This is a genomic window from Pseudomonas sp. NPDC089752, assembly GCF_044748725.1.
GTDB lineage: Bacteria > Pseudomonadota > Gammaproteobacteria > Pseudomonadales > Pseudomonadaceae > Aquipseudomonas.
Genome location: NZ_JBIVGP010000029.1, coordinates 1 through 13,568, shown reverse-complemented (window position 1 = coordinate 13,568; position 13,568 = coordinate 1). Strand labels below are relative to the sequence as shown.

The 13,568-nt window shown below is 61.2% G+C and carries 8 protein-coding genes and 1 rRNA gene; 6 read left to right on the top strand and 3 right to left on the bottom strand.

Going from position 1 to position 13,568, the window contains the following annotated elements; genetic code table 11:
• Together ACIPZF_RS25995 and ACIPZF_RS25990 are read left to right on the top strand one after the other, a co-directional pair.
• Positions 1-5,154, top strand: a 5,154-nt coding sequence (locus tag ACIPZF_RS25995) for an immunoglobulin-like domain-containing protein (RefSeq protein WP_400804911.1), incomplete at its 5' end; no start/stop codon positions are given.
• A 154-nt stretch (positions 5,155-5,308) separates the two neighbouring features.
• Positions 5,309-5,650: a tryptophan synthase subunit beta gene (locus ACIPZF_RS25990; protein ID WP_400804914.1), complete on the top strand. Its 342-nt coding sequence runs from the start codon at positions 5,309-5,311 to the stop codon at positions 5,648-5,650.
• Between the two features lie 18 nt (positions 5,651-5,668).
• Here ACIPZF_RS25990 and lapD read toward each other — a convergent pair whose 3' ends face one another.
• On the bottom strand, positions 5,669-7,615 hold the full coding sequence (gene lapD, locus ACIPZF_RS25985; protein WP_400804908.1) for a cyclic di-GMP receptor LapD: 1,947 nt from the start codon (positions 7,613-7,615) through the stop codon (positions 5,669-5,671).
• 10 nt (positions 7,616-7,625) lie between these two features.
• The gene (gene lapG, locus ACIPZF_RS25980) at positions 7,626-8,387 is read right to left on the bottom strand and encodes a cysteine protease LapG (protein WP_400804905.1); all 762 of its coding nucleotides are present in this window, start codon (positions 8,385-8,387) and stop codon (positions 7,626-7,628) included.
• A gap of 204 nt (positions 8,388-8,591) precedes the next feature.
• On the opposite strand from lapG, the gene ACIPZF_RS25975 reads away from it, so the two are divergent.
• From ACIPZF_RS25975 to ACIPZF_RS25960, 4 genes are all read left to right on the top strand, one after another.
• On the top strand, positions 8,592-9,281 hold the full coding sequence (locus ACIPZF_RS25975) for a GntR family transcriptional regulator (RefSeq protein WP_400804902.1): 690 nt from the start codon (positions 8,592-8,594) through the stop codon (positions 9,279-9,281).
• 85 nt (positions 9,282-9,366) lie between these two features.
• Positions 9,367-9,870 carry a sigma-70 family RNA polymerase sigma factor gene (locus ACIPZF_RS25970; RefSeq protein ID WP_400804899.1) on the top strand — a complete coding sequence of 168 codons (504 nt, stop codon included), beginning with the start codon at positions 9,367-9,369 and terminating at the stop codon, positions 9,868-9,870.
• The gene (locus ACIPZF_RS25965) at positions 9,824-10,831 is read left to right on the top strand and encodes a FecR domain-containing protein (protein ID WP_400804896.1); all 1,008 of its coding nucleotides are present in this window, start codon (positions 9,824-9,826) and stop codon (positions 10,829-10,831) included. Before ACIPZF_RS25970 ends, ACIPZF_RS25965 begins: the two co-directional genes overlap by 47 nt.
• Before the next feature lie 214 nt (positions 10,832-11,045).
• The gene (locus tag ACIPZF_RS25960) at positions 11,046-13,415 is read left to right on the top strand and encodes a TonB-dependent siderophore receptor (protein ID WP_400804893.1); all 2,370 of its coding nucleotides are present in this window, start codon (positions 11,046-11,048) and stop codon (positions 13,413-13,415) included.
• A gap of 62 nt (positions 13,416-13,477) precedes the next feature.
• On the opposite strand, the gene rrf is transcribed toward ACIPZF_RS25960, so the two are convergent.
• Positions 13,478-13,568, bottom strand: a 5S ribosomal RNA gene (gene rrf, locus ACIPZF_RS25955); the annotation flags it as partial.

Here is a 13,568-nt window from a genome sequence, read left to right as displayed (position 1 = left end):
TCGGTATCTGCACCGGTGACTGGTTCGCCACTGGTGGTCACCCTGGCCAACGGCCAGAGCATCACCATCGATATTGGCCAGTCCTCCGGCTCGGTCAACTTCACCGCGCCGAACAACGTCTACAACACCAACACCCCACTGACCAATAGCATCACCAAGGTCGAGGGCGGCAACTACGAGAAGCTCGTAACCGCCGGCAATACCACGACCACCGTCACCGACAGCCCAGAAACCCAGGCCACCACCAACCTGGTGCTGAGCGCAACCGGCGACGTCGCCGAGGGCGGCCAGATCGTCTACACCGCGACCCTGAGCAACCCGGCCGGCACGGCCATGACCGTGACGCTGAGCAACGGCGCGACCATCAATATCGCCGCCGGTAAGACCTCGGGCACCGTGACCGTCCCAGCGCCATCGGACGATGTCTACAAAGATGCCGGCCAGGTCAAAGCCACCATCACCGGCACCACCGGCGGTGATTTTGAAAAACTGGCAGTGAACCCAGCCGAAGCGATCACCAATGTCAGCGACACCATCGACACGTCGACCGTGACCCTGACTGCCAACGGTTCGGTCGTCGAAGGTGGCGTAGTCACCTACACCGCCTCCGTCAGCGCTCCAGTTACCGGCAGCCCGCTGGTGGTGACCCTGGCCAACGGCCAGAGCATCACCATCGATGTTGGCCAATCCACCGGCTCGGTCAACTTCACCGCGCCGAACAACGTCTACAACACCAATACCCCGCTGACCAACAGCATCACCAAGGTCGAGGGTGGTAACTACGAAAAACTGGTCACCGCCGGTACCCCGTCGACGTCGGTTACGGATGTCGCAGGCACCAAGGACACCACGACCCTGGTCCTCAGCGCCACGCCAACGGTCGCCGAAGGCGGCAAGATCACCTATACCGCCACCTTGTCCAACAAGGCCGGTTCCGACATGTCCATCAAACTCAGCAATGGCGAGACGATCACCATTGCCAAGGGGCAGACCGAAGGCAGTATCACGATCAACGCGCCAGGCGATGATCCGTACATCGACGCGGGCTCGGTGCAAGCCAAAATCGACGGTAGCACCGGCGGCGACTTCGAGTTGCTGTCTGTCGACGGTGCCTTCGCCGTAACCAAAGTCAGCGACACCATCGACAACACCAACCTGACCCTGAGCGCCACGCAGACGGTCGCCGAGGGTGGTCAGATTACCTACACCGCCACCTTGAGCAACCCGGCGGGCACGGCGATGACCGTCACCTTGAGCAACGGCCAGACGATCAACATCGCCGCAGGCAAAACCACTGGCTCGGTCACCGTAGCCGCTCCGGCCGATGACGTGTACATCGACGCAGGTGACGTGTCGGCGAAAATCACCGGCACCACCGGTGGCAACTTCGAGAACCTGGTCGTCAGCAACACGCCTGCAGTCACGAGCGTGACCGACACCATCCAGACCACTACCTTGGGCATCACCGGCACCACCGCCGTGGCTGAAGGCGGCAATGCCACCTACACGCTCAACCTGAGCAACAACGCGCAAACCGATGTGACGGTGAAATTGTCGTATTCCGGCACGGCCAGCAATGGTGCCGACTACACCGGCGTGGCCATTGTGACGATCAAGGCTGGCAGCAGTTCGGCCACGTTCACCATTCCGACCATCAAGGACAACGTCACCGAAGGCACCGAGCAGTTCACGGTGAAGATCGACTCCGCCAGCGGCGGCAATTTCGAGAATCTGGCGGTCAGCGGCACTGCGGGCAGCGTCACCACCCAGATCTTCGAGCCAGCCCCGGTACTTGACCTGGACGCCAACGACTCCAGCGGCAAGACCGGCGCCGACTACCAGACCACTTTCACCGAAAATCAGCCGGGCAGCGGCGTTTCGATCGGCGATATCGATGTATCGATCACCGACTTCGACAGCTCGAAGCTGACTGGTGCGACCGTGACGCTGACCAACCGACAGCCAGGCGATGCGCTCAATCTGGGCAACAGCGTCAACGGCATCACCATCAACGCCAACAGCACCGACGGCAAGGTGGTCCTGACCCTGAGCGGCACAGCTTCGCTGGCTGACTACATCCAGGCGATCAAGAACATCACCTTCATCAACACCAGCGAAGACCCGAGCACTACACCGCGGATCATCACGGTCACGGTCACCGATGGCGTCAACACCTCCAACACGGCGACCACCACGGTCAATGTGGTGGCGGTCAACGACGCGCCAACCACCACAGGTGGTGCGGTCACCGGCACCGAGGACACTGACCTGGTACTGGGTTGGAGCGACTTCAACGTGAGCGATGTCGACTCACCGACCAGCAGCCTGGGCATCACCATCACCAAGCTGCCGGATGCCGGCACGTTGAAGCTGTACAACGGCACCACCTGGGTGGACGTGAAGGCGGGCCAGACCATCAGCCAAGCCGACATCGCCGCTGGCAAACTCAAGTTCGTGCCAGTGGCCAACCAGTCGGGCGTGGACGGCTACGGCGGCACTGGTGTGGGCAACAAGCAGGCTGACTACGCGCAGATCAAGTACAAACCTACCGACGGCAAAGACGCTGGCAGCGAAGCCACGTTGAAGGTCGACATCACGCCGGTCGCCGACAAGCCGGACCTGGCCATCGGCAACAACAACGTCAACTCGCTGGGCCTGACCAAGGAAAGCTGGACCAGCCTCACCGGCCTGGGCACCAACGGCAACGGCATCACCGGCGATGCGCTGAAAAACGTGTTCGCCAACTCCGGCAGCGCCAGCAAGAGCGAGCAGGTGACCACGGTCGATACCACGGCCACCGTCAGCCCAGGCACTGGCTCGAAGACCTCCGGCCTGATCTACCTCGAAGCCGGCAAGACCTACACCTTCAGCGGCACCGCCGACGACAGCCTGCAAATCGTCATCGGCGGCAAGAACGTAGCCGGCGCCACCTGGGGTTCCGCTAGCGGCAGCATTTCCGGCAGCTTCACGCCGACCACCAGCGGCTATTACACCCTGGAAATCTACAACGCCAACCAGGCCGGCCCAGGCAGCCTCGACGTCAACATCAAGGTGGGCAATGGTGCGGTCACCGACCTCAACAGCGCCAACATCCCGATGTATCCGAACCTCGGTGCGCTGGCCAATGCCGGGGTGACCGTCTCGGACCTGCATGGCAGCAATGGCCAGGGTTACTACGACGGCTACAAGCTCAACGAAGGCGGCGAGAACGGCGCGCCGGTCAAGCTGGTGAGCATCAGCACCGGGCTGACCGACACCGATGGCTCGGAAAGCCTGAGCGTCAAACTCAGCGGCATCCCGGCAGGTTCGGTGGTCGCGGACAACGCCGGCCATACGTTCACCGTCGGTTCCTCCGCTGTGGACGTGACCGGCTGGAACCTCGGCAGCCTGACCATCAAGCCGCCGGCGTACTACTCCGGTCAGTTCGATGTGAAGGTCACCTCGACTTCCACCGAGAACGTGGGCGGCAGCTCCGCGACCAGCGAAGGCAGTATCAAGGTCACGGTCTACCCTCAGAGCTACACCACCAGCAACCTGTCGGCGGAGAACGACAACATCACCGGCACCGACGGCAATGACATCGTCGTCGCCGATGTCAGCGGCCTGCACGTGGTGCCGGGCCAGGACTACAACATCGCCTTCGTCGTCGACACCTCGGGCAGCATGGGTTCGTCCGGTGTGAACGCAGCGAAGTCTTCGCTGGAATCGGTGTTCAAGACCCTGGCAGCGAGCGTCAAGGGTGCGCAGTCTGGTACTGTGAACATCCTGTTGGTGGACTTCGCCAGCCAGGTGAAGACCAGCGTATCGGTGACCCTCAACGATGCCGGCCTGAAAACCTTGCTCAACGCACTGAACAGCATGAGTTCCAGTGGCGGCACCAACTACGAAGATGCGTTCAAGACCACCGCCAACTGGTTCACCAACCTCAAGGCAGCGGGCAGCACTGGTACCAACCAGACCTTCTTCATCACCGACGGCAAGCCGACCTATTACCAGAGCGGTGAGCAAGGCAACCCGACCTTGGGCAGCACCAACCAGACCTTCGACAGCTACCTGGCCTCGATCAATTACAAGGCAGGGATGACGGTCAGCAAGTACCTGGACAACAGCAATTACCTGACCATCGATAGCGATGGCGGCTTGACGGTGCAAACCTACAACTACTGGAGCGGCAGGTGGACCACCAGCCTGTCCGGCGACATTCGCGCCGAAGGCAACGGCGGCTACGAGCTGTCCAGCCGTTCCGGGTCCGGTAGCAGCACCAGCGATGCCACCTGGAACAACTCCACCGACAGCTTCAAGATCTTGTCCGGCCTGTCCAGCGTCGAAGCCATTGGCTTGAACGACGACGTCAAGACCAGCGATCTCAAGCCGTTCGACTCCGATGGCAAGCCGCAGACCAACATCGACCCGAGCAAGCTCGCCGATGCCATCCTCGGCCACACCGAAGTCACCAACCCGGGTAACGACACGGTCAACGGCGGTGATGGCAACGACATCATCTTCGGCGACCTGCTGACCTTCCCGTCGGTCGCCGGTACCGGCGTCGAGGCGATCCAGGGCTACGTCGCCAGCAAGTTGGGCGTGGATGCCGGTGACGTGGATGCGCGTGCGATGCACAAGTACGTCAGCGAGCACTACACCGAGTTCGATATCTCGGGCAGCAACGACGGCGCCGATACCCTGATGGGCGGTGCAGGCAATGACATCATCTTCGGCCAGGGTGGCAACGACACCCTCGATGGCGGCAAAGGTAATGACATCTTGCTCGGGGGTAGCGGTAACGACACGCTGATCGGCGGCCAGGGCAACGACATCCTGATCGGCGGCAGCGGTGCCGATACCTTCGTGTGGAAGGCCGGTGACATCGGCAACGATGTGATCAAGGACTTCAAGGCCACCGAAGGCGACCGCCTTGACCTGCGCGACCTGCTGCAGGGCGAGAAGGCCAGCACCATCGACAACTTCCTGAAGATCACCACGGTAGACGGTTCTTCTACCTTGCAGGTGAGTACCGAAGGCAAGCTCAATGCGGCTGGCGGCCTGGCCAATGCCGATGTGTCGATCAAGCTGGAGGGCGTCAACTGGTCGAATACCACGATCAACTCGCTGATCAGTGGTGCCGACCCGACCATCAAGATCGACAACAACTGACCCACGCCCGCGGTGGCTTTAGCCGGCCACCGCGGGGCGGTCTTTTCTCACACCCTCCTACAGCGCATACTCATGCGCCGGGCTGACACGCCTGATCAAAGTTGCCTATGCTGCTGTCTACCAACAAGGAATTATCGTGACGAGGGACGACGCCATGTTCTACGTGCAACGCGACGCCGACGGCCAGTTGCTACGGGTAGAAGCCGCACCCTATGCTGAATTCACCGAAATGCTCCCTGCGGATCATGCCGAGATCCAGGAATGGTTCGCCGACGACGTTGTCGAGAACAGCCTCAAGCAGCTCAAGCAGAGCGACCTGGACATGATCCGTGTGCTCGAGGACCTGATCGAAGTGCTCACCGCCAAAGGCGTGTTCAGCATCACTGACCTGCCACCCGGTGCTCAGGCCAAGCTACTCAGCCGTTCCACAGCGCGCAAAGCGCTGGGCAGCCTGAACAACCTGATCGAAGAGGAAGAGGAAGGCGGGTTGATCTGACCCGCCCCTTTACCGCAGTCAGCGCCAGGGAGCAGGTTCGCCGACCAGCTGGCCCTGTATGCCTTCTACGCCCATCTCCCCCAGCATCTGCCGCTCACCTTCGGTCTCGACCCGCTCGGCGATCAACGGTAAGTCGATGCTGTGCGCCGCTCGCTGAATCGCCTCGATGAACAGGCGCTTGTGCTGTTCATGGTCGATGTTGCGAATGTAGCTGCCGTCGATCTTCAGGTAGGCCAGGCCCAGGTGCGCCAGGTTGCCGATCATGCTGAAGCGGCCTCCGAAGCGCTGCAGCGCCAGCCCGAATCCAAGCCCGTGCAGGCGCCGGGTCAGTTGCTCGAGTACTGCCTGCTCCGGCAATTGCTCTTCGCCGATCTCGAAGATCAGGCGTGGCCCCAGCGCGGTGTTCTGCCCCAGCAGCTCATAGACACGTTGCAGGGCCTTGGGGTCGGCCAGGGTCGCGGCCGACAGGTTCAGCGCCAGCACCTGGTCGTGGCTACGCAGGTGCGCCAGCACCTTCTCCAGCACAAGCGAATCCAGCCGCGGCATCCAGCCAAAGCGCTCCAGCCAGGGCAGGAAACGTCCCGCTGGCAGCGCCTCACCCTGATCATCGTGCAGCCGCGAGATGACCTTGTGATGCAGCAGCCGTTGCGCATCATGGCAATCCACCACCGGTTGGAAAAACAGTTCGAACTGGCCTTTGACGAAGGCCTGGTCGAGCCGAGTGTGCCAGTCATGATGGCTGTCGCCAGCGACCGCCGCGGCGCCTTGCTCCAGGCACACCCAACCTGGCGTGGGTTGATTCTCCGCCCGGGCCAGAGCCTCATCGGCGAGCTTGAGCAGCGCCTGCGGAGCGTCACCGGGGCTGAAGGGGGCGAGGCCGATACAGGCCACCGGGTCGACGTCGGTGGCGCCAGTCTCGTGCAGGCTCTGTAGTGTCGCCTCGAGCGCTTGGGCCAGCTGCACGGCTTCCTCATGCACCATGCCTGGCGCAAGCACGGCGAATTCGCCACCACGGCTGCGGGAAATCAGGTCTTTGGTTTCCGGGAAACGGGCACAGGTGCGCCGCAACTGTTCGCCAACCGCCTGCAGCAATTGGTCGGTACGCTGGCCGCCGAGGCGCGCGTTGAGCCCTGCCAGGTCCTGCACGCGCAACAGCAACAGGTAACCGGCACGGGCATCTTCCAGATTGCTGACCCGGTTGTTGAGCTGCATTTCGAAGTAACGCCGGTTGGAAAGGCCGGTCAGGCTGTCCTGATAGGACTCGGTCCGCAGCCGCTCACTGCGCTCGGCCTGCTCGGTGAACAGTGCCTTGAGCTTCTCTACCATCTGGTTCATCGCCTGCACCACACGGCGCAGCTCCGGCGTGCGCGGCAGCTCCGGCAGGCTGAGGAATTCGCGGCGGGCGATGGCGTGGGACTGCTCGACCATGTAATCCAGCGGCCGCAACTGACGACGCAGCAGCAATGCGCCGAGTACCGCGCTCGCCGCACCGCACAGCAGCAACCAACCAAGGCTGCCCAAGGCGCTCTGCCAGAGCTTGGCAATCGCAAACATGGGGTGGCTGATCACCTCGACCCGCGCCGCCTGCTGCCAGCCGCGGCTGACGATGGCATCGCCACCGGCCGCTTCCAGCCCGATCAGATGGATGAACCAGGCTGGTACGCCGCCTGGGTCGGGCTCGGCGTGACGCTCGACCAACACCGCATTGGAGCCCAGGTCGACGACCTTGATGCTCGCGTAATAACCACTGTCGAAGATCGAACTGACCATGAGCTCGACCATGGCCGGGTCGTCGATGTTCGGTGTCAGCGACAACGCCAGCGCCGTGGCCGCGTCCTGGGCATGCGAGCGCAGCTGGTTGACGTATTGGCTGCGCGAGCTCTCCAGGCTGACCATGAAGCTGCCGCTGAACGCGACCACCAGGAACAGGCAAATGGCCAACAGCAATTGTTTGAACAGTGACATCTGTGCTCCTTCAGTAAACCGGTTCGGCCGGGAACCCTTCGGCCTGCATTTTCTTCAACACGTCCTGCCAGCGTGACAGGCGCTTGGTATCTCCGACCTTCTTGTTGCCCGCGGCGCCCGTCAGCCACAGCCCTTCACCGTTGAAGGCATAGACCGGCAGCAGGTCGGTACGCTGGCTGGCCGGCTTGATCGCGTCCATCAAACTGTCGAGCACCAGCGGCTGGGCCTGTGGGCTTGAATAATAGGTCAGCACCATGTGCGCGCGGTTCTGGCGCAAGGCCTTGACGTAGGTGATGCGCAACTTTTCACTGGGAATGCCCATGCGCCGCAGGCTGAAGTACTTGGCGATGGCGTAGTCCTCGCAATCGCCGGCGCCCTTGATCAAGGCCTGGATGGGCGTGGCCCAGTAGTCGACTTCGCGCCACAGGTCTATGTCTTCGACATAGCGCAGCTGCTGGTTGAAGAACAAGTTGACCACTTGCAGCCGCTGTAGCTCGGTACCTTGGCTCTGCGTGGCCATCAGGTTCTGCCAGGCATCGATGCGTCCCTTCCCCGCACCAAGCGGGCCGTACAGGGCCTGTGACTTGCGGCTGATTGCGGAGAAATCCCAGTCCGCGTGCAGGCCGCCCAGCAGCAAGCTACCCAGCAGTACAGCGAGGCCAATACGGCGCACAGCGGTTTTGAGTACCCAGGGTATCGCCACTGCGAAGACCTGTTCAGACCAATCGAAAGCAGCGATGTTGCGGCCTGCCAGATCAAAAAACAATGGCACCCTGCAATCATGGCGGCCAATAACTTGTCAGCTATAACTTTCTTGTTAGCGCTTGGTATATGGCGCTTCCTTTGGCCAGTGAGTTCATCCACCATATCCCATGGACTTCAATCGCATGCCCCTCTGCGTGCGCGGGTTTGACAAGCCCACTTGCCTGTAACTAGTGTCATTGGATCCAACTTTAGTCGTCGAGGCAGACTTCGCGTGGGCGAAAAAATCAAACTGAGCAATGTGCTGGCCAGTGAACAACTGCCAGCACATCTGGCCCGTGCCGTGATCGAAGAGCGTCTGCGCAGCGCTATTCTCGATGGCCGCTTGCCGCCGGGTACTGCCGTGCGTCAACAGGAACTCGCCACCTTGTATGGCGTCAGCCGCATGCCTGTGCGCGAGGCGCTGCGCCAACTCGAAGCGCAATCGCTGCTTAAGGTTGAAATGCACAAAGGGGCTGTAGTGGCGCCCTTGATTGGCGAAGACGCCGTTGATACCTACGCGTTGCGCGTTTTGCTTGAATCCGAGGCGCTGCGCCAATCCATTCCGCTGCTCGATGCCGACGATATCGCCCGCGCCCGCGGCTATATTCAGCAGCTGGAAAACGAAACCCGTCATGCCGAAATCGGCCGTCTCAATCGGCTGTTCCACATGGCCCTGTATGGCAAGGCACCGAATCAGAAACTGCTGCGCCTGATCGAGAACGAGCTGAACGAGGAAGAGCGATTCCTACGCTTCCATCTGTCGTCGATGGGGCTGGGCAAACTGACCCAGGACGATCACAACGCATTGGCGGACGCGGCTAGCGACAAACTGGTGGATGAAGCCGTGCGAATACTGGAGCAGCATCTGAACAATGGCGCTCGGGTCATCAGGAACTACCTGGACAAGCAATCGGCTCCGTAACCGCACTGAGTGCAAATGACAGTTGCAATCGCCGCCCGCCCTGGCAAACAATGAGACTAATTATCATTTATGCCAATGGCGCGTCATGCCCTCCAATGACTCCGTGCACTCGCTCTACAGTGACCATCACAACTGGCTGAACAGATGGCTGCGCAGCAAGTTGGGCAATGCGGCCGATGCCGCGGACCTGGCCCAGGACACTTTCGTGCGCCTGCTGCAACGTCCTGAACAGCCGCCGCTAAACACACCACGGGCCTTTCTGCGCACGATCGCCCGCGGCCTGGTGATCGACCACTGGCGGCGTGAAGAACTGCAACGTGCGTACCTCGAAGCTTTGGCCCACCTGCCTGAAGCGCAGGCGCCCTCGGCCGAAACCCGCGAACTGCTGTTGGAGCTGCTTGAGCGCATCGCGCGCATGCTTGACGGGCTCAAACCCAAGGTCCGTAGGGCATTCCTGCTGGCCCAGTGCGAAGGGTTGAGCCATAAGGCCATTGCCGAGCAGATGGGCATCTCGCTGCGCTCGGTGGAGCGCTATATCGCCGATGCGCTCTACCACTGTTACCTGTTGCGCTTCGAAGACGAGTGCTGAAGTGGCGCCCTCCTCCACGGCCGTGAAACAGGCCATACACTGGATGCTCAGCCTGCGTGAAAGCGGCAACGATCCGGCGTTGTCTGAACAGTGCGAACGCTGGCGCAGGGCTGAGCAGGAACATGAGCTGGCCTGGCAACGCGTGATCAGCCTGCATCAGGATCTCGACTTGCGCGCGATTCCCGGGGCCGGCGTTGCCCTGCAGACGTTGGAGACCAGCCAGCGGCGCCTGCACCGGCGCCAGGCGCTCAAGTTGCTGAGTGGCGTTGCCCTGGTGGGCACGGCAAGCTGGCTGGCCAAGGACCTGGACAGCGTCAGTGCCTGGACCTCGGACGTTGCCACCGTGACCGGGGAGCGGCGCAGTGTGCGCTTGCCGGATGGCTCTGCGCTGCAACTCAACACGCGTAGCGCTGTGGACCTGGCCTTCACTGAGCAGCAGCGCATGATCCGCCTCAAGCACGGCGAACTGATGCTGACCTGTAGCGAAACGCCGTATCAAGGTCGCCCGTTGCTGGTACAGACGCGTGACGCACTGCTTGAAGGCTTTGAAGGACGCTTTGTCGTACGCCAGGATGTCGATTGCACGAGGGTGAGCGTCGGCCAGGGCAAGGTCGCATTGCACCTGCCAGGCACCGGTGAGCTGCAGTGGATTGGCGGCGAGCAGGACTGGCGGGTGGATGCTTTCGGCGCGCAATGTCTGGAGCAGGTGGACATGGACGCCGCAGCCTGGGCGGAAGGGCTGATCGTCACACGCGACATGCGTTTGGCAGACTTTCTCGCGCAGGTGAGCCGGTACCGCCATGGATACCTGGGCTGCACTGAAGACGTCGCAGACCTTCGCCTGTCTGGGGTGTATCGCCTGGACGACCCGTATCGACTACTGCAACTGCTACCGCAGACGCTGCCTGTACGGCTTCGCGAACACACACGTTGGTGGATACAGCTGGAGCCTGTGGCCTGATTCGACATTCCTGAGAAATTTCTGGCGGGTATTGGTAACACGTCCGGCTAGGACAGTAAGCACCCCTTCTGCCCTTCAACACCCGACGGACTTCGATATGCCCATCGTTACACCTAGAGTGCACGCCACTGGCGAGAATGATTTTCGACCTGTCTTGGATTCAGCCAGACTAGGCAAGGCGATACGCGCCGCACTGTTCGGCACGGCTTTGGGAATGACGGGCGCGCCTGTGCTGGCGCTCGCCGCAACGCCTGCCCCGGTAAGCCAGCAATACGCGCTTGGACCTGGCCCTTTGAAAGACGTGCTCAACCAGTTCGCCCGCCAGGCCGGCATCACCTTGACCAGTACCCCTCAGCTGACCGGCGAGCTGAAGTCCAGCGGCCTTCAGGGACAGTATTCGGCTGATCAGGCACTGCGCCAGTTGCTCAATGGCACAGGCCTCGAAGCCGTCAGCCAGGACGGTCGCAGCTACGTGCTTCGCGCACGCCCCGTAGAGGCGGCACTATCGCTTCCCGATACCGATGTGCGCAGTTTCACCTTGGGTAACGCGCTGGGCAGCATGGAGGGTTACAACGCCACCCACAGCCAGGTCGCGACCAAGACCAGTATGCCGCTGGTGGAGACCTCGCAGTCGGTATCGGTAGTGACCCGGCAGCAGATCGACGACCAAGGCTCGCAAACCGTTGCCCAGGCCATGCGCTATACACCCGGTGTGCTAACCAACCCTTACGGCGCCACGCATCGCTATGACTACGTGGCCATGCGCGGTTTCAACGATGGCTCTGTGGATAACATCTACGTCGATGGCCTCAAGTCGATGGGCGACAACGGCACCTACAGCACGATGCAGGTGGACCCGTACTTCATTGAGCGTATCGACATCCTCAAAGGCCCGTCCTCGGTACTCTACGGCCGTAGTTCCCCAGGTGGTCTGGTGGCCCTGACCACCAAGAAGCCGCTGTTCGAGGCTTACCACCAGGTACAAGCCACGGTGGGTACCCAAGGGCAGCGTGGCATGGGTTTCGACTTCAGCGGACCGCTGGATGACGACAAGCGCATTGCCTATCGCCTGACCGGATTGGCGGATTCCTCCGACACACAGTTCGACCATAACAAGGAAGAACGCTACGCCATCGCCCCGGCCATCAGCATCGACTTCACAGAGGACACCTCGCTGACCCTGCAGGCCTACCTGCAGCACGACCCCAATGGGGGCTATCACGGCGGTAACCCGGCTGACGGCATGCTGCACAAACGCAACGGCCTGCGTTTGTCCGATCACTTCTTTGAAGGTGAACCGGGCATCGACAACTACGAGCGCACGCAACAGTCGTTCAGCTACCAGTTCGAACACCGCTTCAATGATGTCTTTACCGCACGGCAGAACTTCCGTTACCAGGATTCCGATGTGTCGATGGATCAGGTCTACTCGGCAGGCTGGGCGGACGCCGACAGCAACATCCTCAACCGCGCCTATACCGGCGGTGATGAGCGCCTGCACTCCTACATCATCGATAACATGCTGCAGGCGGAGTTCTTCACGGGTACGGCCAAGCACACGCTGCTGCTGGGCACCGACTATCAGCGGCGTAAAGCGGATGTGGCATGGCGCTACGGCACCGTCGACCCACTTGATGCCGGCAACCCGCAGTACGGCAATGGCAACCTTCAGGTACTGGGTGAAAACCGCTACCAGCGTCGTTTGCAGCAGACCGGGGTGTACCTGCAGGACCTGGTCGAGCTGGATCAGTGGCGCTTCTCGCTGGGTCTTCGCCAGGATTGGGTGAAGGTGTCCGAGGAGAACCGTGACAGCGATACCAAAGCTAGCGATGACCGCACCAAGTTCACCACACGTGCCGGCGTGCTCTACCTGTTCGAGAATGGTATAGCGCCCTATGTCAGCTACTCGGAATCGTTCAACCCCAATACCGTCTCCGATCAGAACGGCCGCCCTCTGGCGCCGACCGAGGGCACCCAGTGGGAAGCCGGCATCAAGTATCAGCCACCGGGTAGTGACAATCTGTTCACAGCGTCGGTATTCCGCATCGAGCAAGAGAACCTGGCATCCAAGCAGCCGAACGAAGACTTCTATCGCCCTGTAGGTGAGGTGCGCTCGCAGGGCCTGGAGCTGGAAGCCCACGTGCAGGTGACCGACAACCTCAAACTGCTGGGTGGTTACACCTTTACCGATATCGAGTATTCCAAGTCGATGCCAAGCCTGGTGTCGGGTCAGCTCGACAACAAAGGTAATTCACCCACCCAGGCACCCAAGCAGATGCTCTCGCTGTGGGCCGATTACAACTTCCGCCAGGGGCCACTAGACGGCCTGCGGCTGGGGGGCGGCGTGCGCTACGTGGGGTACAGTTGGGTGGATGCGGAAAACAGCATGAAGGTGCCCTCCTACACGCTATTCGACGCTTCGGTCGGGTACGACCTGGGCAAGGTCGGGCTCAAGGGTGTGGACGTGCGTTTGAACGCCAATAACCTCACCAACGAAACCTACATCGCTTCGTGTGCCAGCTTGAATTACTGCTACATGGGAGAAGAGCGCAATGTGAGCGCTACGGTCAGCTATCAGTTCTGATCTGATCAGCCGGAAAAGACAAAGCCCCTGTCTGCAGCGCAGACAGGGGCTTTGGGTTTGAATCTTGACGATGACCTACTCTCACATGGGGAAACCCCACACTACCATCGGCGATGCATCGTTTCACTGCTGAGTTCGGGATGGGATCAGGTG

Bases quoted from the DNA above. Each gene is read 5' to 3' on its own strand.
- ACIPZF_RS25960 (WP_400804893.1), top strand. From the start codon at position 11,046: ATGACGGGCGCGCCTGTGCTGGCGCTCGCCGCAACGCCTGCCCCGGTA.
- lapD (WP_400804908.1), bottom strand. From the start codon at position 7,615: ATGTCACTGTTCAAACAATTGCTGTTGGCCATTTGCCTGTTCCTGGTG.
- ACIPZF_RS25965 (WP_400804896.1), top strand. From the start codon at position 9,824: ATGCGCTCTACCACTGTTACCTGTTGCGCTTCGAAGACGAGTGCTGAA.
- ACIPZF_RS25970 (WP_400804899.1), top strand. From the start codon at position 9,367: ATGCCCTCCAATGACTCCGTGCACTCGCTCTACAGTGACCATCACAAC.
- ACIPZF_RS25990 (WP_400804914.1), top strand. From the start codon at position 5,309: ATGTTCTACGTGCAACGCGACGCCGACGGCCAGTTGCTACGGGTAGAA.